The sequence below is a fragment of the Allocoleopsis sp. genome (assembly GCF_036703385.1).
Taxonomy (GTDB): domain Bacteria; phylum Cyanobacteriota; class Cyanobacteriia; order Cyanobacteriales; family Coleofasciculaceae; genus Allocoleopsis.
Window position 1 is genome coordinate 1 of sequence record NZ_DATNPA010000334.1, and the last position, 23,506, is coordinate 23,506.

The following is a 23,506-nucleotide window of genomic DNA, read 5'->3' on the forward strand; positions in this document are numbered from 1 at the left end:
GTGGTTCGAGTTTGGCTTCCACCAACTTTTAATGGGGTTGACCCCGAACGGCGCTTGTCAATGAGAAATAAACTCGTTGCAACCGATAAATTATCTAACTCGATTGAGCCAGCCGCTAATCTAAATTCTCAGCCCGTTACTTCTATTTTGGCAAACGGGATTAATAGCTCAGTACATCAAGACTGAAACGGTAGGTTCTAGGGTTTAGGAGATTTGATCAAACTCACAATTTAACCCCCTACAACCTAGTCATTAACACCTAACAACTAACACCTAAAAAGATTAGAGCCATGCCAGACGTTAAACCTCGCGACGTTCAAGTCGCCTCGATCGCTGCTGCCGATACTACCATACTGCGATCGCGTACTTGGGATAGACTCAAGTTTGAAGTCGAATACTCCCTACAACGCGGCACCACTGCCAATTCCTATCTGATTCAAGCTGACAAAATCGCGCTTTTCGACCCACCCGGTGAGTCGTTTACCGAGATTTTCCTCCAAGAGTTGCACCAGTACGTGGATTTATCCCAGTTGGATTACGTGATTTTGGGTCATGTCAACCCAAATCGAACCATAACACTCGACACCTTACTAGAGTTAGCGCCGCAAGTGACCTTAGTTTGCTCTAAACCCGGTGCTGTTGCGCTGCGCACGGCTTTTTCGGATCGAGATTTAAAAATCTGGGTACCACGCGCCGATGAAACCTTAGACTTGGGTCGAGGTCATCAACTCCAATTTATCCCCATTCCTACCCCACGCTGGCCCGATGGACTGTGTACCTACGACCCCCAATCTCGCATCCTCTTCACCGATAAGCTATTCGGTGCTCATGTCTGCGGCGATGAAGTCTTTGATGAAAACTGGAAACGTTTAGACGAAGACCGACGTTTTTACTATGATTGCCTCCATGCGGCTCAATCCCGACAGGTAGAAGTCGCGCTGGACAAACTTAGTTCTTTCCCTGCCAAGTTTTATGCGCCGGGTCATGGGCCAATCGCACGCTACAGCCTTAGCCGATTCACCCACGACTATCAGCAATGGAGTCAGCAGCAGACTAACCAAGACTTGACGGTGGCACTCATTTATGCATCGGCCTACGGGAATACGGCAACCCTGGCGCAAGCGATCGCCAAAGGCATTACCAAGGCAGGCGTCGCTGTAGAATCGATTAACTGCGAATTTACCGATCCGGCTGAAATTCAAGCGGCTGTTGAAAAGTGTGATGGCTTTATCATCGGTTCTCCCACTTTGGGCGGACATATGCCAACCCAAGTGCAAACGGCCTTGGGAACGGTTCTCTCTACAGCGACTAAAACTAAGTTAGCGGGTGTTTTTGGTTCCTATGGCTGGAGTGGGGAAGCGGTTGATGAGATTGAAAGTAAACTCCTGGATGCGGGATATCGCTTAGGCTTTGAATCGATTCGTGCCAAGTTCAAACCCACAGAGGTTACCCTTCAACAGTGCAAAGAAGCGGGGACGGATTTTGCTCAAGCGTTGAAAAAGTCCAAGAAATCCCGCACTCCCTGGCAACCTGTCAGTAACTCCCAAATTGACCGTACCGAACAAGCTGTGGGGCGAATTGCTGGTTCTCTATGCGTGTTAGCCGCCAAGCGAGAAAATGTTAGCAGCGCCATGCTTGCTTCGTGGGTCACGCAAGCTAGTTTCAATCCCCCTGGTTTAACGGTTGCGGTGGCTAAAGACCGGACGGTTGAATCGTTAACCCATACGGGCGATCAATTTGTCCTCAATATCTTACAAGAGGGAAGGAACGTCAGACGGCATTTTCTCAAGTCCTTTGCACCCGGAGAAGACCGCTTTGCTGGACTGGCGGTTCAGGAAGCGGAGAATGGCTGTCCCGTCCTGAGTGAGGCTTTAGCGTATCTGGAATGTACGGTTCACAATCGAATGGACTGTGGCGACCACTGGCTGGTTTATGCGATCGTTGAGAATGGCAAAGTGCTACAGTCTACCGGGATGACGGCAGTCCATCAGCGGAAATCAGGGAGTCATTACTAGTAGGGGTAATGAGTAAGACTATTTTCCTGTAATGATAGTACAGATCAGATCCCCCTAGCCCCCCTTAAAAAGGGGGGAAATATTCATGCAAAGTTACTCAAATTGACACTTCTTGAATATCAGCCAAATTAGGGAGTAAATCGGTGCGATCGCTCATTATAGTTTCCGAGGTTCGCTGGCAGCGAAAGGCAAAGTTACAGTCTGTGCAATGTCCCTTTTCCTCTGACACTTGAGGAAAGGGAGTTCCCTTTTTACAGTAGTCGTCCATCCAGCGATCGAGTTTCTTCAACAGGCGAGTTAAAACTTGGCGAGTTTTCTCATGTTGTGCATTGCTATAGGTAAATTTAATGCTTTGCGGCTGTGGTTGGGACTTAACAAACCAGTAAGCCATCGAAATTTGTTCGAGTAAATAATCGCTGGTTTCTGCCAACACATAGAGATACAAGCGGGTTTGCCAGTCTTTGGCTAGCCAGGTTTTATTTTTGGGTAGAGGATAGGTTTTCCAGTCGAGAATTTGGGCGCTTGTCTCGTCTTCAATTAATAAGTCGTAGATAACCGTCAGCAAATATCCTTGGAAATTCAGCGTGCGGCAGTGTTCCGATTCCCGGAAGGTTTGAGGCGCAGGTGTTAAAACATCGGTTGCGGTATTCACCAAAGCAGTTACCCAATGTTGCAGTTGAGCATCTTCCTCAACCAGCGATTCTACAGGCAACCCCAGTTCCCGTTGTTGCATTACTAAGTGAAAGCGACTTCCCCAAGCAAGTCGTTCTTGTTGCTCTGGGGAGACTGGTGTTCCTAACTGCTCTAAATAAACATGTTGGAACTTTCGAGGGCAAGTTTCTAACAGCTTCAGTTGCCCTTGGGATAGAGGAGTAAGGGACGATAGCATTTTGGATTTGGGATGATTCAAGAAATAAAACAAACCACAGAGGACACAGAGGCGCAGAGGCAAGGAAGAGGGAGGTAAGAAAGAGGGTATTGTATCAATGGTTGATGATGGGTTATGAGGATTTGGTAAGGACAAAGACACTTCCTTCATTACCACGTCCAATTCGCATATCGTTGTCGAGATAGGTAATATCTAGCCAGCCTCGCTGTTCGCGGTTTTCAATGCCAAAATCTAGGGAGGGGAAAAACTTTTTACCGGATTCGATTTGCTGGATAAAACTATTTGGAGACTGATAGCCGATTAAGCGTTGCAGACCGATGACAAATCGTTCAAATTTCACATTAACCCGGCGTTCGTTCACGGGCTCAAATCGAGCGCAAACGCTGACTAAGCCTTCGAGATAAGGCAGACCAGGAAGTTCGGCAATGTTGTAAATTCTGGCACCTGAGGTACGAACGCATTGATAGATTTGACCGAGTTGCGCTAGGGGAAATCTATCTATATTCAATAGCTCTTGACTGGTGGTATAAAGCAAACGCCAGTTGCCCTCTAGGAGGTCAGTCGCCTCAACGGGTCGAGGGGTGGGGTTGCGGTCTTCCAACCGCGCAACTGTCGAAAGAATGGCTACTTTATCTGTTTCGGTCGCCAACAGACCGCGATTCTTGCCTGCGATCGCTTCTAGTAGTTCCGCTTTGCTAACCATTCGATAGTTACCTCTATTGATACTTACCTTAATGTCGCCAGAAGGCTTCCGCTATAACCAAAGGGGATTTATCGAGTCGAATGCGAGTACCCCCGATGGTTTAGCGGCGAGATGAATGCCGACGAACTAACAACTGAGCGATAGCGAATCCTTATTCAAGAACAAAGCATGAGGTGTTAGGGTAGATTTGATCAGTTGCTTGATGGTTCTCTTTCTTAGCTTAGCGGAGTCTGATTCCCATGCATCGTTCGCTGTTTCTCCCTGCTAAGCTCTAGAATACAGAATCTCTAATCCTTGTTTATTGACTCACTCACCGAATCTTCCCATGTACAATCCTTCCTTACGTGAAGAACCTCGCGATCAACTCGCTGATGTCATTCCTGTGAAGCAAGAGTCTTCGCTGTTGGATTGGCTAGAAACCAATGGTCGCTTAGTCGCACGTGATATTGACGATGACTCTTTCCTGGATGATGAAGAGGAAATCACCGAACTGATGGGAGCTGATGATGGCGGCTTTGACGATGATGATGATATCGATGATGATATCGATGATGATGTTTGAACAGTGACCAGTGACCAGTTGGTTGCTGCTCACTCAAAGGTGGGAGTAAGCCTCAAACCTGAAAACCCATTTCTTGCAACCCCAGGCGGAGACGTTGGGCTTCTGCCTGGTTGTTCTGGGCTTCGTGGAGAGCGATCGCATTCCTAAACGCCGCCAAACTCTCTGGTAGTTTGCCCAGTTTCAGCAAGACTACTCCCAGGTTTTGGTAGGCGTCGGCATACTCAGGGTTAAGTTGAATCGCTGTCTGGTAGGATGCGATCGCTGCCTCCAACTGCCCTAGTGCTTTCCATGTCATCCCTAAATTATTATGTCCAGCCGCAAAACTAGGGTCAATCTTCAACGTGGTTTCATAGGCCATTTTGGCATGATTTAAATTGCCAACGCCCAAGAGCAAGTTGCCCAAGTTATTGTAAGAGCCGAGTTTCAGCGAGAGAAGAATGGGTTGCTGGATTGCAGATTGATAATGCTCTACGGCTGGCTCAAGATTTTTCAAGCGCGTGTAAGCATTGCCGAGATGGTAGTGCAGTTCATATAACACCGGAGCCTCCACCGAAGTCGCTCTCAAGCCGCGTTCCAACAGTTCGATCCCTTCGCTCACCTGATTGAGCTGAATATACAGCGCTCCCAATTTGCTGCACACATAAGCATCATGGGGATGATTTTTAAGATAGCTTTCCATCGCTTGCCGCGCTCTGGTGTATTTATCCAACGCGGCGATCACACCCGGTTGGTAGCCATAGTGCTGGATTGCCACAGTAGACAGAGAAATAACTTGCCACTGGGGTTCTCGCTGTACCAACACTTGCACGCTGTCATCAATCATGGCGTGATAGGGGCGAGAAAAGAGAATCTGTGGATGCTTGCGGAATAACCGGGAGACGAGGGAATAGGGAGATTGAGACGCACCCACTTCTTGCCGTACCAGGTTAATCACCAGGTTGCGCTCAACAGCGATCGCTTGCTTGAGCTGAGGCACGATTTCGGGTGTGAGTACCTCATCCGCATCCAAAACCAAAACCCACTTCCCTTCTACGTAGTTTAGTGCCTCGTTCCGAGCCACTGAGAAATCGTTGCACCACTCAAAGTGATACACCCTAGCTCCAAATTCTTGAGCAAGTTCAACGGTGCGATCGCAAGAACCCGTGTCTACGATTACCATCTCATCAACAGCATCCTTGACACTCCTCAAACATTGGGGCAAGGACGCTTCTTCATTTTTGACAATCATGCACAGGCTCAGATCCATCTAATCTGACAATCGGTTGAAGGTTGAAGGTTAAAAAGTTGAAGGTTAGGAATTTTCGTTTTTCATTGTGAGCGTTAGTACATGGGCGTCTCTCCTATGAAAATAGGTTGCAGGGGAGCAGGTTGAAGGTTAAGACTCTTGACAGCATTGTTTAAAACTCTCCTCAACTTGAGGCGAGTTTTCCAGCTTTGCAATTGACTACCTCATGAAGAAGGGTACAGCCAGCTAAATTGAGCTAACGGGTAAAAGGATCGAGAGGAGCAGACTTATCTTCATACCAAGAGGTCGTTTTCTCGGGTTCAGGCTTTTGCAGGGTTTTACTGTTTCCTGATAAGGCGGCTAGGGTTTCTTGCCCGACGATGCCATCCACCCTCAGCCCTTTGGCTTGCTGGAATAGGCGGACAGCTTCTTGGGTTTTTATATCAAAGACGCCATTGGCCTCATTTTGAAAACCTGCTGTTGCCAACTGTTTCTGAATCTCACTCACTTTTGAGTCGCGATCGCCAATTTGCCAAGCACTCTTCGTCGCTTTCTCTTCCGCTTGGGCAGCAGGGTCTTCTATGGATTCCCAACGAATACTCTTCTTGGTTTGAGCCTTTAACTCATCAGGCTTGGATACATCAGGCTTTAGCGTATCAGACTTGGATACATCAGGCTGTGACTCATCAAGCTTGGATACATCAGGCGAGAATTGATTTTCCAGCTTTTCTGATACAGGCTTTCCTGATAAGGCGGCTAGGGTTTCCTTTCCGACAATTCCATCCACTTTGAGCCCTTTGGCTTGCTGGAATAGGCGAACAGCGTCTTCGGTTTCCCTATCAAAGACGCCATTGGTACTACTCGGATAACCGGCGTTTGCCAAGGTTTTCTGAATCTCATTGACTTTCGATTCGCGATCGCCGCGTTTCCAAATGGGGTGCACAGGCTCCTCCACCGCTTGCTTCCGCTGTCCCTCTAAGGATGTCCGAGTACTTGTGCCTACCACTCCATCCGGTGTGAGTCCTTTAGCTTGCTGGTATTTGAGAACAGCTTGCTTAGTCAGTGGGCCATAATAGCCAGTCGTTGGGCCGTTAAAATAACCCAACCTCTGTAAGCGCTGTTGCAGGGCACTCACTTCAGGGTTGCGATCGCCGGGTTTAACCAGTGCAAACGCTTGCCTTGCCAATCCTAAGATACCCAGCGCGACAGTTAGAGACAGTAGAGGAACAGCTGCACGGGTTGGAAATTGTGAGGGATCAAGACAAGTCAAAAGTTTGGGGTTCTTCCAGATAGCCGCCAAGGTGTAATTGTTGTCTTTTGGTTCTTCATTGGCTACAGCTAGATGAAGGTAAGCAAGCGTTTCCATAGTTTTAACGTCACCTCATTCAGGAATAAGCACTAGTTTAGCTCGAAGATTTCTCTCGGAATAATACTGATTGTGGATCAAGCTGCCGATAAGGTTAACCTCCAGGCCGCGTTTATCCCTGCCAAGGAGGAATAGGCGTAAAATCTAAAAGCTTTGTCGTGAACTCATTCAGGGATTAAGCACCCCAAAACTTCTAAAATTATGAATTGGAGCAATCTTTTATTTTCGGTTATTTTGATTAATTGCCTGCCAATCATTGAGCTAAACTCAAACCATTTCTGGCTCTATAGCCTTAGTTGTAACCTCTTGTAATGGGGGAAATCCGAACAAGAATAGTTGAGCGATCGCCTGCTTTCGAGAGGTTCACGGACGTTAAGAAATTTTACAATCATTAAAGTAACGCTTTGATAAAACGGCTTTAAACCTATGAGTATTAAAGATAAGCCTCAACAACCTCGAAATCGGCAGATTGCCAATATACTGTTCCTGGTAGCCGGTCTATTCCTAGTGGCTAACCTAGTTTTGCCGTATTTTTTAGGGCCACAGACTCAGCGAGTCCCCTACAGCATCTTTATCGATCAGGTGCAAGATGGCAAAGTAGCGCGGGCTTACGTAGGACAAGACCAGATTCGCTACCAGCTTAAAGGTGAAGCTAATCAGCAAGGACAAGTCCTCTCGACCACCCCCATCTTCGACCTAGAATTGCCCAAGCGGCTAGAAGATAGAGGGGTTGAGTTCGCGGCGGCCCCACCGGCTAAGGGGAACTGGTTTACCACACTCTTGGGTTGGGTGATTCCACCACTCATTTTTGTGGGTATTTTGCAGTTCTTTGCAGGACGGTTTGGTGGCGGTGGCCCACAAGGTGCGCTCTCCTTTACCAAGAGCAAGGCTAAAGTTTATGTAGAAGGCGAATCGACAAAAACCACCTTTGCTGATGTGGCTGGGGTGGAAGAAGCGAAGACTGAATTAGTAGAAATTGTTGATTTCCTAAAAACTCCGCAGCGGTTTACTAATATTGGTGCTCGTATTCCTAAAGGGGTGCTGTTGGTGGGCCCTCCAGGAACCGGTAAAACGCTCTTGGCTAAGGCGGTAGCCGGAGAAGCGGGTGTACCCTTCTTTAGTATCTCTGGTTCCGAATTTGTAGAACTGTTTGTCGGTGCAGGTGCGGCACGAGTACGGGATTTGTTTGAACAAGCGAAACAGAAAGCACCCTGCATTGTGTTCATTGATGAATTGGATGCGATTGGCAAGTCTCGCGCCAGTGGTGGGTTTATGGGGGGTAACGATGAGCGGGAGCAAACCCTGAACCAGTTGCTGACGGAGATGGATGGTTTTGCGGCAAGTAATACTACGGTGATTGTGCTAGCGGCGACGAACCGTCCTGAATCCTTAGACCCTGCTTTGTTACGTCCGGGACGCTTTGACCGTCAGGTATTAGTGGATCGTCCGGATTTATCGGGACGGGAAGCGATTTTAAACATCTATGCTGGGAAGGTGAAGCTGGGGAATGATGTAGACTTACATGCGATCGCCACTCGTACTCCTGGTTTTGCCGGTGCAGATTTGGCGAATTTGGTCAATGAAGCGGCGCTATTAGCCGCACGCGCCAGACGTGAAACGGTTTCCCAGGCAGACTTTAACGAAGCGATCGAGCGAGTCGTGGCGGGTTTAGAGAAGAAAAGCCGCGTCCTCAATGACAAGGAGAAAAAGATTGTGGCTTACCACGAGGTGGGTCATGCTCTAGTGGGTGCACTGATGCCGGGAGGAAGTAAGGTGGCGAAAATCTCCATCGTGCCTCGTGGAATGGCAGCACTCGGTTACACCTTACAACTCCCAACGGAAGACCGCTTCTTAATGGATGAAGCCGAACTCCGGGGTCAGATTGCTACCCTTTTGGGTGGACGTTCCGCCGAAGAGATTGTCTTTGGTAGCATTACCACTGGTGCTGCTAATGACTTGCAGCGAGCGACTGATTTGGCAGAACGGATGGTCACCACCTACGGTATGAGCAAGGTTCTGGGCCCTCTTGCCTACGAGAAGGGTCAACAGAATAACTTCCTGGGGGATGGCGCAATGATGAATCCCCGCCGGATGGTGAGTGATGAAACCGCAAAAGCGATCGATGAAGAGGTTAAGGAGATTGTCGAGGCCGCTCATCAGCAAGCCTTAGATATTCTCAACAACAATCGAGACTTGCTGGAAAAGATTGCAGAGGAAATCTTAGACGTTGAGGTCATCGAAGGAGAGAAATTGCAAAATCTCCTCTCCCAAGTTCGCTCTTCTGCGGAAAATAAAAAAGTAGCTGCGGCTGTCTGAAATAGCCAAAGTTTAACGCTTAGGTGCGGAATAGCCTCCTATTCCGCATCGCGCTTGAAGAGGGAATGTTAAATTGCTAGACCGTTCATTTGGCTACTATTGGCTTGTCTTCATCGGGGTTATTCTTGCCCGATACCTTCTCATGGCTGGGGGAACCCACTTGCTCTTCTATTCGGATTTGGGGAAATTCTTCGCCAAGCGAGAGTTGCGTCTGAAGTCTCCGTTGTGGAGGTTGATTCGAGGAGATGTCGTCTTATCAGTTCTCTCGGCGGTGGTTTTTGCTCTTTGTGCCGCGTTCATCATGTCAGAGTACGATTTGGGAGCGACGCTCTTGTACACAGATTTACGCGAGTATGGACTGTGGTATTTAGGCGTCAGCTTTGTTTTAGTACTCATCCTCCAGGATACGTACTTTTACTTTATGCACCGGGTGTTTCATCACCCCTTGCTCTTCAGATGGCTGCACCGGGGTCACCACCGTTCAGGAGATCCAACACCGTGGACATCCTTCGCGTTTGATCTGCCGGAGGCAATCCTACAAGCGATCTTCTTTCTCGGGGTAGTCTTTGTCGTTCCACTACATTTCATCACCTTGCTTGCCGTACTCATGACGATGACAGTATGGTCGGTGTGGAATCATCTGGGATTTGAACTGTTTCCCTCATCGTTTCCTCGCCACTGGCTGGGAAGGTGGTTTATTGGTTCGACCCATCACTCGCTCCATCATCGCAAGTATACGGTACATTACGGGCTATACTTCACCTTGTGGGACAAGCTGCTCGGTACTCATGACCCAAATTATGAGAACGAGTTTGATTCGGCTTTAAGAAGGTAATTGAGCGGCATCATTTGCCTTGATTTATTACAAATTTTCTCAAATTTATTTGCCGTTCTTGACAATTTATCGAGAATCGTATCAACCGCTACACCAAGTAGCATTAGATATTGGTTCTCATTAACAAGGGTATTGTCCTTTTGGTTACAAGATGCTTTTAGGGTTGCTCTAAGCGAAGCTAAGCCGCAAGCCTATACGCTTCGCTATTGGCAAACGCTAAACCGCAACCGCTCTTTATATCTCCTCATAGACTGGGAGAAAATTGCCGTCAGCCTTTTTTGCACTCTCAGATACAGTATCTGTCAAGCCTCCACTAGCAGAATTGATTAACGGTTCTATTATTGTGGTGGCAGTAAGTGGCAAATAATTGTGCCGTGTGAAGCGTAAGCAAGAGGCTTCGTCTTTAGATAGAAAAGAGTCAGAAAAAGCTTAATATTTCTCTAGTTTCAATTATACCCTCTGATAGAGGTGACTGAGTAATTCAGCTTGATATTCTGTATATACAAAGCAAAGAAAAAACTTTAATCAAAGCGGGAGAAAATTAAGATGTTAATAGATGTTATTGCTTGGATTGTTTTAGGTCTAATTGCCGGTGCGATCGCCAAAGCAGTGTATCCCGGTCACCAAGGCGGCGGCATCTTTGCCACAATTGGTTTAGGAATTCTGGGTGCTTTAGTTGGAGGCTGGCTGGGTAATCTCTTTTTGGGCACGAGTGCGGGAGCTACAGCAGGTGCACTGAGTATCCCTAGTATTATTTTCGCTATTATCGGTGCCTTAGTTCTTCTCTTCCTGTGGGGCATGTTAACACGACGGGCTGTGTAACTCTCTTCACCAAGTTCCGTAGTGATAAAGCCAGGAAAAAAACCTTAATTAACGAGGGGGAAAATCAACATGACGGGTATTCTTGCTTGGATTATCTTGGGTCTTATTGCTGGTGCGATCGCCAAAGCGATCTATCCCGGCCCTCAAGGTGGTGGAATCTTTGCCACGATTGGTCTAGGAATTTTGGGTGCTTTAGTGGGGGGATGGCTGGGTAGTGTATTGCTGCCAGGAGCCGGAGCTACGGCAGCATCAGTAGGAGCTTTGACGCTACCTAGTATCATTTTTTCAGTTCTTGGCGCGATCGTTGTTATTTTTATCTGGGGCTTACTAACCAGACGCGCGATATAAACCTAAACTTGTTCAAAAGCTTCCTTTCATGCTCTGCTTAGCCTTTATCCCCCATCGTTAAAATGGGGGTTTTTACATGGACAGTTTTTTCTCTAAAAAAAAGAGTGCTTCTTGAGGCTGGAAATTTAGCTCCCTCCCCTGATCAAGGGGAGGGTTGGGAAGGGGTAAAAAACCTGGTGGAAGGTACTATACCCTAAGAGAGCCTTCCTCCCTGCCCACTCTTGGGACAGGGTTTTCAGGCGGGAAGACCTTTATGAACAGTAAGGAGATATAAAATGCTGGAGTTGTACCAATTTGAGCTATCGCAGTACTCTGAAAAAGTACGGCTCATCCTGGACTACAAAGGGCTAGCCTATCGGAAAATTGAAGTCACTCCTGGAGTAGGACAGCTAGAAGTCTTCCAGCGCTCTGGTCAACGAAAGGTGCCAGTGCTCAAGGATGGGGATACTGTAATTAGTGATTCCACTGCGATCGCACTATATTTAGATCGCAAGTATCCTGACAGGCCACTTATTCCCACCGATCCCAAAGAACGAGGGCTGTGCTTGCTCATAGAAGAGTGGGCAGATGAGTCAATTGGCGCTAAAAGTCGAAAGGTACTATATGGTGCAATCAGCCAAAGTCCCACCTTCCGCACATCGGTTTTGCCCCATACGACACCGGATTTTCTGAAAAGTTTAGTCGGTGCAGTCCCACCGGAAGTACTGGAAATTTTGGGTTCAGGTGTGGGTGCTGGCCCAGATGCAGTTAAAGATGCCAGAGATGCCCTAAAACAAGACTTGGAATCCCTGAGTCTGCTGCTTTTAGATAGTCCTTATCTGGTCGGAAATCAACCCACCTTAGCTGATTTGGCAGTCGCTGGTGTCAGCTTGCTACTCAAGTTTCCCGAAGGTCCCTACCTGGATGTGCCTGAAACCCTCAAAGGTAAAGGAATTCCTGGCTTAGCCGATAGTAGCGTTTACGAAACCTTCTTCAACTGGCGCGATCGCCTCTATGCTGCTTATCGCAAGCCCTTAACCTCTACAGGGACAGACGGTTCAACACCAACATCTATTGATATCGAATAGACGACTTGGCTCAATACACGTCCCTCATGCATGATGATTAACGACTCACAATCCTGGGTCGTTTTTTTTACTCAATCGAGTGGAATACACATTTTTGGTAGGGGCACGGCAATGCCGTGCCCTTACTGTATTCTATGCAAACGAGAACTGCTATATTTTCGAGACTGGACGGATGAGAACACAATTTAGGATGAAAAACAAACCCGCTAGATTTCTGGGAACTGCACTCACTTTAACGCTCGCGACTATGGCGTTTAGCCCACTAGCCAGCAGTAGTACCCCATCGTCGCCTGTTCCACAGCCCAGTCAAGATATACCTGCTGTCACCAACGAGCCCTTAAGCTATAAGCTGGAAACCTACAACAGCAAAAGTCTCAGAGGTAAGCGCACCTATGGCGTTGCACTCCCTCCTGGCTATGAAGACTCATCCACACAGCGCTATCCTGTGATCTTTCTCCTGCACGGAGGACACGGCGAGCCAACAGACTGGTTTAACCCTCAAAAGGGAGCGGTGCTAAAAACCCTTGAGCAACTGTATGCAGAAGGTAAGTTACCACCCAGTATTATCATCACGCCGGATGGGAACGACCGACGCGGCTCCAGTCCCTATTGGGACCCACAGTACATTGATGGGCCCAATGGTAAGGTTTCTACGGCGGTTGGAGATGAATTAGTAAAAGTGATTCAGTCACGCTACCGCACTCTTCCCGCACCCAATTTCTGGGCGATAGGAGGATGTTCTTCAGGCGGTTGGGGAGCGATGAATGTGGGATTGCATCACCTCAATCACTTTTCTATTCTGTTTAGCCACAGCGGTTACTTTCGGGATAAGAGTGGTGTCCAGAATAGTCCGATTCGCTTTGTCAAAAAACTAAGCCTTGAACAACGCCAAAAAATCAGAATTTACTTGGATACTGGGAAAGCGGACAGCTCTTCTCTCAAAGAAAGCCAACAGTTTCACACCCTTCTCAGTCAGCTCAAAATAAAGCATGTCTTTCAGGAGTTTCCCGGTGAACATAGCTGGCGTTACTGGCGTGAACACCTCACTAATTCTCTGGCTTTTGTAGGCGAACAGTTTCAGCAGATTCAACAGACTCAGTCGCAACAGTAGGATAACAATCTGAAGCCCCCCCTAGGGTGTGTTTTCTTGCCCCGGAGATCTCCCCCATCCCCCCACCCCCCTAATCCCCCCTTGGTAAGGGGGGACGTTAGAAACGAGGGGGGAGAATTCAACCAAAGTCCCTCTTTTTAAGCCGGAGCCGAAGGTGAGGAGATTTAGGGGGATCTCCACCGATATAAATGAAGCCAAGAAAGTTTGAAAACACGCCCTAGCCCCCTAACTTTAGGGTGCGAGAAAGACTTTGTGTACACCGTAGCCTTAATAAGCGGGCGTCGAGGGGTCGATGTGTAACACAACAAACGTGAAATGGTATCATCCATAGCCTCTTTCATCAAGCTAGAAACCTGTTTAATGGAGTTTCAAGCTTCTTTAATGGAGTGTATAACCTATTTATCCTCTAAAATCGCTTCAACGAGTTGTTGAGAAACATATCGCTCTAAATTACTCTTAATCCGTTCTTGCCTCAGCTTGTTGGCATGAAGGAGAGCATTTTCAATAGCAGATGCGGCTTGAGATGCAAGAGCGCTCGCAAGTTTCAAGTCCTGTGCTGTATAGTTGACTAACTGTTCATTGCTGATATTCAATACACTAATAACAGCATTCTGTGCCTTGAGTGGGGCACAAATCAAAGATTTTATGTGTAATAGCATCTATCCCGTCTTTAGCTTCTCTGACAATATACCCCTCTGCTTCTAGTTGTTGCCTAAGAAGCTTGCGAATCGGTGCTTCGTCGTCCACAACTAGAGTAGTTTTCTTATGTTCAGTTGGAGACGAGAGTGCAGTGATTACAGGTTCTTTGAGTTGCTTAATCGCTGTATCTAAATCAATTTTCTTGAACTCAACTTTTGTTCCTGCACGGATAGATAAGGTGAACGAAAAGTTACTTTCTTTCCCCAATTCACTTTCCACCCAAAGCATGCCGCCATGATGTTCCACAATCTGTTTGCAGATTGGCAATCCAAGACCTGTACCCTTGGGTTTGTCTGTTAGGGTGTCGCCGATTTGCTTGAATTGCTCAAATACTTGCGGCTGGTCAGTCTCTGCAATACCGATGCCACTATCGATGACACTGACCGCGTCGGTTAATCGCAAATACCCCCAAAAACTCAGTGAACCAGGTAAAGGTTACCTGGTTCACGCACAACTTATCCAATACAGTATACAACTAGAGTTTACAGATGCTTACAGCCTTCACTAAACAGTCTTGAGTATTCCTCCGTTCCTCGGTTTTAAGTGTGGTTTGGCTCTCTGGTTTAACCGCATTGTTAGCTACTTACTGCTGAACTTTATATATCAGCTAGGCCACAAGTTAAGTTAAAACACGCGCCGTCCTTCTTTAATCTTTCTACCAAGCTCTAGTAAGCTGTAAGTGGCTCAGGGCGGGAGGCACAACCCTGAATCCCGTTTTATTTGTGTGCCTACTATTTAAGATATCAAGTCTTTTCAATACAGGCTAGACCTTGTTACATAAATTCGTTTAACTTAAGCTTGCATCATCTAATTCCCCTTAACCTCACCACTTGAGCCCAGCTAAGTGGATAGTTCAGGGAGAACGCACTTTCCAGCGCGAAAGAATCTCATATAGTCCCAGTAAGCCTGTGGCTACGACGAGGGGCAGTAAGTAATAAATACCGCGATAGACTAACAAAGACCCTAAAACTGCCGTAACCGACACCTTAGAGGAGAGAAGAAGCAAAATAATACTTTCAAAAACGCCCAACCCTCCAGGCACATTGCTAACAACTCCTGCCGTCATGGCCAGTAAGTACAGTCCTAAAAAGCCTGGATAGGATAAAGCTGTAGTAGCAGGCAACAAAATATAAAGCACAGCCGTTGCACAAATCCAGTCCAAGCCAGAAATTGCCACCTGAGCGAGGGCGATTTGAAGAGAAGGGAAGCGAAACTCATGCCCTCGAATGTTTAAAGGTTTCCTGGCGAACAGACTCCCCACTAAATAGCCTGCAACCACAAGTAGGAAGATGAGGCCGATGGGTCGTACTGAAATAAAGGGTAAATGGAGTTGGGTAGGAATTTCCAGAGGGTAGAAGAGAAACATCACGCCACTGACGGCAAACAGTCCCAGCCAGAAACTGATATTCTCAAACAGAATAATTTGTGCGATCGCGATCGCAGGTACACCCCAAGCTGAGTAAAGCCGATAACGGATGGCACTGCCCGTCAGAAAGGCAAAGCCTACCGTATTGGTGGCTGCCGCGCTAATAAAGCCCGTGAAAACGCTCTTAGGATAGGCAAGAGCATGACCAATATAGCGGAAGGCAAGAGAATCGTAGTTGGCGAGCCCCAGATAGCTTAAGATGGTTAACCCAATCGCCCAATACAACCGGCTTGTCGGTATGGCTGCCAAACTCTTGAATACATCTCGGTAATCATATTGCCGCAGTTCGCTAGCGATCGCCCACAGGGAGAGACCGAGAAGGAAGAAGCCCAACAGTGAGCTGAAGTTATGGAGGAGCTTTTTTCCCAATTATTCCCCTGGTTTCAGGTAATCCAGTAAACGGTCTCCTGAGTCAGCACGAATCAAAGCCATAACGACTTCTGGCAAGGCAACCCTCCTGGGATAGATAAAAAACCGAGGTTCCCACTCAGGTTTAAATTTCTCTTTGAAGGCATGTAATCCCTTAAAGTTATAGAACTGATTCAAGTGTTCGTAAAGATAGTGCAGTGCCTTTTCTAAGCGAGGAGACTGAGGTTTTTCCCCAACGCCAGAAAGCGCGGACAGACCAAGGTTAAACCGATCATACCCCCGCTCCTTAAAGTGCTGAAACATTGAGGTAAATAAGAAATCCATCGTACCTTGTTCTACCTCAGCCCGCCGCCGCATCATATCAATCGTAATTTCGTTTAATTGATACTCTGGTATCACATTAGCAAAGGCGCTAATCTGACCGTCAGCCGCCTGCACTACGGCAATTTCACAATTCCGCAGATAGTCCTCATAAAACCAGCCTAGCGAGAACTGTTTTTCCGACCCTTGTGTCATCTTGAGCCACTCATCGCTTACTGGTTTTAACTGTTGCAAAAGTTGGTCGGAAATGGGGGGTTGATAAAACTTGACCTCATGCCCCAATTTTTTCATTCGGTTTAAGGCAGCTCTCATGTCTTTGCCCGCTTTGCCTTGTAGGGTAAATGCTTTGAGGTCAACGATCGCTTCTTCCCCAATCTTAATGGTACGAAAGCCAAGCACTCTGTAAAGCTCTAAGTCGTCGGGCAAAGTCTGGTAAAAGGCTGGGTACCAGTCATTACGCTGACAAAACTGTTTAAAAGCAATAATCACCTCCTTGCGGTCATCATCAGGGCCAATCGGGTCTCCTAATGCGATCGCACCTCGACCTTTGGGCACATAAGCAATTACACTACGTCCCGAAGGGCTGAAGTAGTAGGCTTTATCCTTTAATAGCGTCAAACAGGCCAAAGATGACCGTCCATACTTCTCCACAATATCCTGCGCTCGTTGCCGTTCTTCTGGGGTAGCGGGTTCCCCCCGCAGCAACACCGGTCGCAAGAGCATAAACAGAGCATAGGAAAGTGTGATGCCTCCAACCAGATAAATTGAATTCTCAAAAAAGCGCCCATAGGGAGTTCTGGGTACCAACCCAGCATTGTCTTCTGTGAAGAACATTGCCAAGGTTTGATAGAGGGCATCTGTAAGAGTGAAATTATAGTGGTAGTGGCGCAAGTCTACGAGAAAAAAGCCAGCCGTTCCGTAGGCAAGGGTAAACAGCAACGCCCAGATAAGTATCTTAAACCCTTGGGCGATCGAAGGACGATCTGACTGTGCTGTGAAGATATTCCGCATTAAAAGCAGTTGCACCAGCAGCACAAAAGACAGGAGACTCTCTTCCCAGTCAAACCCCTTGAGCAAGTGACTGATGATTGAGACAATGAGCAAAGCTATGGTTAAAAGCCAAGCTATCCGCTTCCGTCTCAACAAATTGCTAGCGAGCATCAGCAGGAAAAATCCTGTAAGTGCTGCAAACAGATGTCCGCCTTCCCGCACTTCAAAGGGAAAAATTCCCTTGAGCCATTTAACTCGTGCCCATTCGCTGACTGTAACAGCAGACAGCAGGTTAACCACGCCGACTAAGCTGGTTAGAAGGGCAGCAGTCCATACACCGATTTGAATGCGTCGCGTTAGCACGGCGATATCCTCATAAAACGATAGTTAACCCATCGCGGATTAACTACAAGTTTAGGAAGTGAACCAGAGGATGCTAGAGACGTTTGTAAAGCTAGAGACATTTGTTACAAAGATTGGCACACCATTACAGAACCTATAGAGTAACTCAACTATAGGGATAAGTTCCGACGCACCATACTACTCCTGTTAGGGTCTATTAGGGAATTTGGCTTGACACTCCGCCGCTTAAAAGACGGCGGATTCTAAGCAGATACTCCGGGACGGGTTGAAACACTGTCCCTTCGTTTAATCTTCTTAGCTGACCAAAGAAAAATTCTTTGGGGTGCTGTCAAAGACACCCTAGACAGTCCGCTCAGAACAATTCCAAGCATTCTGCTTACTTTCCTCAAGATATTGGCACTTCCATTGCAATCCGCATTAATGTACCAGTTGAGGGCAGTTCTATATAAACCGCGCTTAACTCGTCTACCTGATGGCTTCCAGTTTTCGGGTTTTTCGCCGTATTTCGGAAGATAATCGCCATCAACAAACGAGGCTTTCGAGGTATATGACTCCTCGGTTTCTAGGAATCTAATTCCATATTGCTCACACAATTGTTGAATTCTAGCTTTGAGTCTGGCTGTCGGAACTTGTACCCACTTCTGGTTATTTTTTGAACCAAGGTTGGATTCGTGCTTTTGTCCCTGATTCCAACCAAAAACAACGGTTCCAATCTTGTTTTCAAGGCAGTGATTAATCACTAACTTTGCTGCTTTATTAACAGCATCGCGCATTTGACGGTTTCTTTTTTCCGTGAGATACGCTAATTTTTTAGACCAAAATTCTTGAGATTTTCCCTCTTTGATTGTCGATACTTTCTTGTTGTACCAACGATTCAGAGATTTAACGTGTTTCCCGTCAATAATGAAGCTCGTTCCCTGGGTAGAAACACAAGTTACCCAATTGTCCATTCCTGGGTCAATTCCCAAGGCATTGTCAGGATTAAGACCTGCTTCTCCTGCCGTCAACTTGTAGACAAATTCAGCGTAGAAACATCGATTCCTAGGGAGGATTCGCAATTCTCGAATGTCTTTAAAGTTTAAATTACTTGGCATCGAGATTGTGAATGAGTCAATTCCAAACCAGGTTTTGACCTTAGTCCCCAAAGGAATGCGAATCTGTCCCTCTATCAATCTCAAGGCTTGCTTGGGATAAGTAACAACATTCAAACCAGCTTTACGGTATTTTGGTGGTTTGGGTTTATCTGTTAGCTTCCCTTGGTTAAACAACTTGTTAAGTGCCTTGAAAGACTTAAACGACTCAAACACGCTATGACAAGTTTGTTGAGCCGCTTGAGAGTACATCGCTTGGAAGTGTTTGTTACTTTTGAGTTCCTCGTCCAACTCTGCATTTGTAACATAATGATGCGCCTTGAAATAAATTTGTCGAGCATAGTAGACGGCACAGTTAAAGACTTTGTTAGATTCGCTACAAATATACTCAATTAATGCTTGAGTGTCTTTGTTTGCATGAATTAATACTTGTTGGCAATCAAACAATAAAATCTCCCTTTGTTATCATTTATTGTATCATTAATAGGCGGGATAAATCCCGCTATCTTGACGATTCGCTGGGTTTCATCCCCCGCTTAAAAGACGGGGGCTTTCACCATCGCTTTTCTGTAAGTATTACGATTAGAAGCAAAAGCAGTTTACCAAAGACACTTTACTTAGTTTTTCGACTGTGTTAGGGCTTTCTTGAACTGCCTGCCCACAAAGGATAATGAATCGTGAGCATGTTTGTGATCGTAGTTCCAGCCATAGTCTGGCCCCTGTAGGCCATGACCACCAGGGAAGGCATGAAACTCGTTATCTATACCCAATTCGTTCAAGGTTTCATGGAATTTTCGAGATGAGTCAAGAAATTCTTTTCCCATTAAGTCATCTTTTCCGGCATCCATATAGATATGTAGTGGCTTGCGCTGTTTTACGGGTATCTTTTTTACCAAGTTCTGAGGGCTATTTTCTGGGCCGCTTTGATCGGTAAAATAACCGATTTGACTAAACATCGTATTAAAGTTGTTGCGGTGATGTAAGCCGATGTTAACAGCACCCCACCCTCCCGAAGAGAGCCCACCTATCGCCCAAAACTGTGGCGATTCTAGGGTACGATAGCGAGATTTTAGGACTTGAACGAGTTCTGAACCAATCAGCGTGCCGACCTTGCCATTGGGGCCATCGTAATACTGGGGGTCAAACAGGGGACTAGAACCCCGTTTATCATTGCCATCGGGTGTAATCACAATTGAATGCGGCAGTTTTCCACTTTCGTAGAGGTCTTCCAGTACAGGTATTATCCCAATCTTTTTTACCCAGGCGTTAGCATCATCATGTCCCCCATGCAGCAGGAAAATCACAGGATAGCGTTTGTTGGGGTTTTTATTATAGCCAGGAGGCAGAATCAGACCGTATTGTCGGACTGCGCCCATCGCCTTGCTGTTGAAGGTTTTTAGCTCAAAGGAAAGTTTTATTTTGCTATCTTTCGCTGCTGTGGGGGGTGCATCTAACTGCGGAGCACCCGCAATAAAAACATACCAGTAACCTGCTCCTGCCAAGAGCGCGACCATTCCAATCCCTGTTATCAGAAGTGTTCGTAATTTCATGGCTGGGGAAAATTTAACTTTCATCGTCAGTGAATTCTATTTTTTGAATAAGGCAGACTAAATTGAACCTCAAATAAATAGTATTTTTGTGCTGTTAAGCAAGTATGGCTGACTTAAGAATAAGGTAGAGGGCAGAAGGCAGAATAAATAAGATTTTTATGCATTCTGGTGTATGCAGTTCATGAGTGACTACTTTCAATAATCCCTTATCAAATACTTTCGATAAGATTAGCGATCGCATCATTGACGACATCAGGATACTCTGCCATCATCAGATGTCCAGCATCTGGCAAGTGTAGATGTTTGCTCTGTGAGAAACAGGCCGCTAACTCTTCTCCCATTGTGTAGGTGAACATGGAGTCTTTTCCGCCACTAATCACCAAAACTGGAATCTGGGAATTGAGCTGAGAGGGACGCCTGAAGAAGTTATAATTCCAAAAGATTTCCAGTGCGTTGTAGGGATGCGGCTCAGTCGGGACTGGGCATTCGGCAAAAAACTGCTCCATGACTTCATGGCGGTGAGGGCTAGATAAATAGTTGGTCAGTTGCTGTACGCAGGGTAAATGATAGAAGTGTCTCCCTCCCCAAGCGAGAAACTTCATTAACGGGACTTCCCACCAAGGCGCAAGGTCATGGGTGCCACCCGCAATCAAGACCAAGCCGCTAACGGAATGTCGTCTTGCCCACTCTAACCCGATAGGTACCCCGTAGCTGTGGCAACATAAGACAGGGGCAGTGATGTGAAAGCGATGCAACAGCCGCTTGAGGTCTCGTTGGTGTCGCCCGATCGAATAGCGTTGGTAGGGCGTTGACTGACCGTGTCCCGCTAAATCGTAGGCTAAGACTTCTCTACCCTGTGCTTGGAAGAAAGTATACTGCGATCGCAGATTAAATCGGTTGCCCATTCCTCCATGCAGAAAGACTAAAGCCGGACTCTGACCTGGATGATGACAAACCTGTAAATTTACCCCCCTTCGTAGATGAATGACTTGTCCTGCTAAGGTATCTTGAGAAGCCTCATTTTTAACCAGAGTCATCGCTTGAATTGCATTCCAGTTTTGGTGTTGTATAAGTTTAATGATTACCCAGCAATTTGTCATCGAGGTGTCGCCAGGAATAATTTAGTGTAACAAGTCTCCGGAATCTGGTTTTAAACTTGAGCAGGTTTTTGCACAAAGCAATCCCTACCAAAGGATTGGACATAAGATATTGCTAAGTTAGAGCGTTACTTTTCATGAATTTAGATCAGCCATTAGGGTCAGTCATTCAAGGTTCTCTTTCCTGTGGACTAGAAGTGCGATTGCATCCTGATGTCTCAGTGGAAGATATGCGAGTGGGTAAATTTTTGGTGGTACAGGGGATGCGATCGCGCTTTTTCTGTATGCTCACGGATGTCACTCTGGGCACATCCAGTCAACGAATTCTGGCTAACCCTCCCAGTCCCGATGACGACTTTTTACGGGAAGTTTTAGCGGGTAGTGGGACTTTCGGTACGGTTAATCTGACACCGATGCTGATGTTTACGCCACAAGAATTGAGCCATCAGTCCAGAGGCGTTGCCCTCAATGGAGACAGTTCCTTAGGTTCTTTTCAAGCCAACAGTAGCGAGGGGATGGAGTTGCTGCCCGTTAAGACCATTCCCAGCCACTTCTCTCAAGTGTATGATGCCAGCGATCGCGATTTCCGTGCTGTCTTTGGCTGGGAAGATGACCCCACTCGGCGCAATTTTGCGATCGGCAATCCCCTTGACATGGAGGTGCCAATATGCATTGACTTAGACCGCTTCGTGGAACGCAGCAACGGCGTCTTTGGCAAATCTGGTACGGGTAAATCCTTCCTGACCCGATTACTGCTATCGGGGATTATCCGCAAGCAAGCGGCGGTGAACCTGATTTTTGACATGCACTCGGAATATGGCTGGGAAGCGGTTTCAGAGGGTAAGCAATTCAGTACGGTTAAAGGCTTGCGCCAACTATTTCCCGGACAAGTTGAAATTTACACCCTCGACCCCGAATCCACCAAACGCCGAGGGGTGGGTGGCACTCAGGAACTGTATCTCAGCTACGACCAGATTGAAGTTGAAGATATCATGCTGGTGCGCGGTGAGTTAAATCTTTCCGAGGCGAGTCTGGAGAATGCGATTATCCTGCGCAACGAGTTTGGCAAATCCTGGATTACGCAATTACTCAATATGACGAATGAAGACATCCAGATGTTCTGTGATGAGAAGCGAGGGAACAAGTCTTCCATCATGGCTTTGCAGCGTAAATTGCTGCGTCTGGATGAGTTGAAGTATATGCGTAGCGCTTGCCCTCATAATTATGTGGGTCAGATTTTGCAATCACTGGAAGCGGGGAAGCATGTAGTGATTGAGTTCGGTTCTCAGTCCAATATGCTGTCTTATATGTTGGCAACCAATGTAATTAGCCGTCGGATTCATGCCAGTTATGTGAAGAAGGCAGAGACGTTTTTACAGACGAAAAATCCTAGCGATCGCCCCCGTCCCCTCGTCATCACAATAGAAGAAGCGCACCGTTTCCTCGATCCGGCTACCGTCCGCCAGACTATTTTTGGGATTATTGCCCGCGAGATGCGTAAATACTTTGTGACATTACTGGTAGTCGATCAGCGTCCGTCTGGGATTGATAATGAGGTCATGTCCCAGATTGGGACTCGGATTACCGCCTTGCTGAATGATGACAAGGATATTGAGGCAATCTTTACCGGGGTATCTGGGGGGCAAAGTTTGCGATCGGTGTTGGCGAAGTTGGATTCTAAGCAACAAGCGTTGATTTTAGGTCATGCGGTGCCGATGCCGGTGGTGGTGCGGACTCGTCCCTATGACCAAACGTTTTACGCCGAGGTTGGAGATACATCCTGGGATGAGATGCCGGATGAAGAATTATTCGCTGCTGCTGAAGTGGCTAAGGCGGATTTGGGATTTTAACATTGAAGGTAAATACGACCTATAGCAATTCTCATGCTTGTGATGTACAGTCAATTTTTCTCTCTTCTTTGTGTGACATGAAATAGCACAATTAGGATGTACATCATGAGTCCGAGAAACGCTATATACAGAAGCTGCCTTCTCTCGCATCGAAGCCATCTGGCAGCAACGATACGTCGATTTATCGATGCGCCAACAGACTTAGCCACATCAAAGGCTACTGTGACAACAAGCCTATATTAACCATTTGGGACAACAAAAGCTTGTTATCACAATCCTTAATGAACAAATGGCATCGGTACTACATGGGCAGTACTGGACTCGAACCAGTGACATCCTGCTTGTAAGGCAGGCGCTCTACCAACTGAGCTAACCGCCCGATAACATAATTAGGTTAACACAAAAATGATAATAACATATGCCCTCTGGTCAAACACACGATCGCATAACTTTGTGGAGCTTACCAGCAGTCACCGGTTTGACCCTAGCGA

General features: G+C 46.8%; 21 protein-coding genes, 1 tRNA gene and 1 pseudogene. 11 read left to right on the top strand and 12 right to left on the bottom strand.

Annotated features, from left to right (window positions below; all coding sequences use genetic code 11):
- Both V6C93_RS16505 and V6C93_RS16510 read left to right on the top strand, forming a co-directional pair.
- Window positions 1-186: pseudogene (locus tag V6C93_RS16505) on the top strand (hypothetical protein); the annotation flags it as partial.
- A 104-nt stretch (window positions 187-290) separates the two neighbouring features.
- A complete protein-coding gene (locus V6C93_RS16510) occupies window positions 291-2,015 on the top strand; it encodes a diflavin flavoprotein (RefSeq protein WP_333477761.1) in 1,725 nt (574 codons plus the stop codon).
- A 97-nt stretch (window positions 2,016-2,112) separates the two neighbouring features.
- Here the strand turns inward: V6C93_RS16510 and V6C93_RS16515 are convergent, their stop codons facing one another.
- Together V6C93_RS16515 and V6C93_RS16520 are read right to left on the bottom strand one after the other, a co-directional pair.
- Window positions 2,113-2,904, bottom strand: coding sequence for a PD-(D/E)XK nuclease family protein (locus V6C93_RS16515; RefSeq protein WP_333477762.1), 792 nt, complete (start codon window positions 2,902-2,904; stop codon window positions 2,113-2,115).
- A gap of 112 nt (window positions 2,905-3,016) precedes the next feature.
- A complete protein-coding gene (locus tag V6C93_RS16520) occupies window positions 3,017-3,607 on the bottom strand; it encodes a PAP/fibrillin family protein (RefSeq protein WP_333477763.1) in 591 nt (196 codons plus the stop codon).
- Window positions 3,608-3,932: 325 nt separating this feature from the next.
- Between V6C93_RS16520 and V6C93_RS16525 the strand changes: the two genes are divergently transcribed.
- On the top strand, window positions 3,933-4,169 hold the full coding sequence (locus tag V6C93_RS16525) for a DUF3134 domain-containing protein (RefSeq protein ID WP_333477764.1): 237 nt from the start codon (window positions 3,933-3,935) through the stop codon (window positions 4,167-4,169).
- 52 nt (window positions 4,170-4,221) lie between these two features.
- On the opposite strand, the gene V6C93_RS16530 is transcribed toward V6C93_RS16525, so the two are convergent.
- The gene (locus V6C93_RS16530; RefSeq protein ID WP_333477765.1) at window positions 4,222-5,397 is read right to left on the bottom strand and encodes a tetratricopeptide repeat protein; all 1,176 of its coding nucleotides are present in this window, start codon (window positions 5,395-5,397) and stop codon (window positions 4,222-4,224) included.
- 253 nt (window positions 5,398-5,650) lie between these two features.
- Window positions 5,651-6,760, bottom strand: coding sequence for a peptidoglycan-binding protein (locus V6C93_RS16535; protein WP_333477766.1), 1,110 nt, complete (start codon window positions 6,758-6,760; stop codon window positions 5,651-5,653).
- Window positions 6,761-7,186: 426 nt separating this feature from the next.
- Here V6C93_RS16535 and ftsH4 point away from each other — a divergent pair, with 426 nt between their 5' ends.
- The 6 genes from ftsH4 to V6C93_RS16565 all read left to right on the top strand — a co-directional run bounded on the left by ftsH4 (window position 7,187) and on the right by V6C93_RS16565 (window position 13,259).
- The gene (ftsH4, locus tag V6C93_RS16540) at window positions 7,187-9,076 is read left to right on the top strand and encodes an ATP-dependent zinc metalloprotease FtsH4 (protein ID WP_333477767.1); all 1,890 of its coding nucleotides are present in this window, start codon (window positions 7,187-7,189) and stop codon (window positions 9,074-9,076) included.
- A 73-nt stretch (window positions 9,077-9,149) separates the two neighbouring features.
- The gene (locus tag V6C93_RS16545) at window positions 9,150-9,911 is read left to right on the top strand and encodes a sterol desaturase family protein (protein ID WP_333477768.1); all 762 of its coding nucleotides are present in this window, start codon (window positions 9,150-9,152) and stop codon (window positions 9,909-9,911) included.
- A 546-nt stretch (window positions 9,912-10,457) separates the two neighbouring features.
- On the top strand, window positions 10,458-10,733 hold the full coding sequence (locus V6C93_RS16550) for a GlsB/YeaQ/YmgE family stress response membrane protein (protein WP_349262739.1): 276 nt from the start codon (window positions 10,458-10,460) through the stop codon (window positions 10,731-10,733).
- 69 nt (window positions 10,734-10,802) lie between these two features.
- On the top strand, window positions 10,803-11,081 hold the full coding sequence (locus tag V6C93_RS16555; RefSeq protein ID WP_333477769.1) for a GlsB/YeaQ/YmgE family stress response membrane protein: 279 nt from the start codon (window positions 10,803-10,805) through the stop codon (window positions 11,079-11,081).
- Between the two features lie 275 nt (window positions 11,082-11,356).
- Window positions 11,357-12,148 (top strand): glutathione S-transferase family protein, encoded by a 792-nt coding sequence (locus V6C93_RS16560; RefSeq protein ID WP_333477770.1) that lies wholly within the window; start codon window positions 11,357-11,359, stop codon window positions 12,146-12,148.
- A gap of 247 nt (window positions 12,149-12,395) precedes the next feature.
- On the top strand, window positions 12,396-13,259 hold the full coding sequence (locus tag V6C93_RS16565; RefSeq protein WP_414644192.1) for an alpha/beta hydrolase: 864 nt from the start codon (window positions 12,396-12,398) through the stop codon (window positions 13,257-13,259).
- Window positions 13,260-13,654: 395 nt separating this feature from the next.
- On the opposite strand, the gene V6C93_RS16570 is transcribed toward V6C93_RS16565, so the two are convergent.
- The 7 genes from V6C93_RS16570 to V6C93_RS16600 all read right to left on the bottom strand — a co-directional run bounded on the left by V6C93_RS16570 (window position 13,655) and on the right by V6C93_RS16600 (window position 21,168).
- Window positions 13,655-13,852 carry a hypothetical protein gene (locus V6C93_RS16570; RefSeq protein ID WP_333477772.1) on the bottom strand — a complete coding sequence of 66 codons (198 nt, stop codon included), beginning with the start codon at window positions 13,850-13,852 and terminating at the stop codon, window positions 13,655-13,657.
- 4 nt (window positions 13,853-13,856) lie between these two features.
- Window positions 13,857-14,360, bottom strand: coding sequence for an ATP-binding protein (locus V6C93_RS16575; RefSeq protein WP_333477773.1), 504 nt, complete (start codon window positions 14,358-14,360; stop codon window positions 13,857-13,859).
- Window positions 14,361-14,811: 451 nt separating this feature from the next.
- A complete protein-coding gene (locus tag V6C93_RS16580) occupies window positions 14,812-15,753 on the bottom strand; it encodes a lysylphosphatidylglycerol synthase domain-containing protein (protein WP_333477774.1) in 942 nt (313 codons plus the stop codon).
- The gene (locus V6C93_RS16585) at window positions 15,754-17,427 is read right to left on the bottom strand and encodes a phosphatidylglycerol lysyltransferase domain-containing protein (protein ID WP_333477775.1); all 1,674 of its coding nucleotides are present in this window, start codon (window positions 17,425-17,427) and stop codon (window positions 15,754-15,756) included.
- Window positions 17,428-17,669: 242 nt separating this feature from the next.
- Window positions 17,670-18,965, bottom strand: coding sequence for a transposase (locus tag V6C93_RS16590; protein ID WP_333477776.1), 1,296 nt, complete (start codon window positions 18,963-18,965; stop codon window positions 17,670-17,672).
- Between the two features lie 170 nt (window positions 18,966-19,135).
- Window positions 19,136-20,068 carry an alpha/beta hydrolase gene (locus V6C93_RS16595; RefSeq protein WP_333477777.1) on the bottom strand — a complete coding sequence of 311 codons (933 nt, stop codon included), beginning with the start codon at window positions 20,066-20,068 and terminating at the stop codon, window positions 19,136-19,138.
- A gap of 209 nt (window positions 20,069-20,277) precedes the next feature.
- On the bottom strand, window positions 20,278-21,168 hold the full coding sequence (locus V6C93_RS16600; RefSeq protein ID WP_333477778.1) for an alpha/beta hydrolase: 891 nt from the start codon (window positions 21,166-21,168) through the stop codon (window positions 20,278-20,280).
- Window positions 21,169-21,302: 134 nt separating this feature from the next.
- Between V6C93_RS16600 and V6C93_RS16605 the strand changes: the two genes are divergently transcribed.
- On the top strand, window positions 21,303-23,015 hold the full coding sequence (locus V6C93_RS16605) for an ATP-binding protein (RefSeq protein ID WP_333477779.1): 1,713 nt from the start codon (window positions 21,303-21,305) through the stop codon (window positions 23,013-23,015).
- A gap of 306 nt (window positions 23,016-23,321) precedes the next feature.
- Here V6C93_RS16605 and V6C93_RS16610 read toward each other — a convergent pair.
- Window positions 23,322-23,394: transfer RNA gene (locus V6C93_RS16610), tRNA-Val, on the bottom strand.
- Window positions 23,395-23,433: 39 nt separating this feature from the next.
- Between V6C93_RS16610 and V6C93_RS38745 the strand changes: the two genes are divergently transcribed.
- Window positions 23,434-23,506: DUF2227 family putative metal-binding protein (locus V6C93_RS38745; RefSeq protein WP_414644193.1), on the top strand; the 73-nt coding region annotated here is incomplete at its 3' end.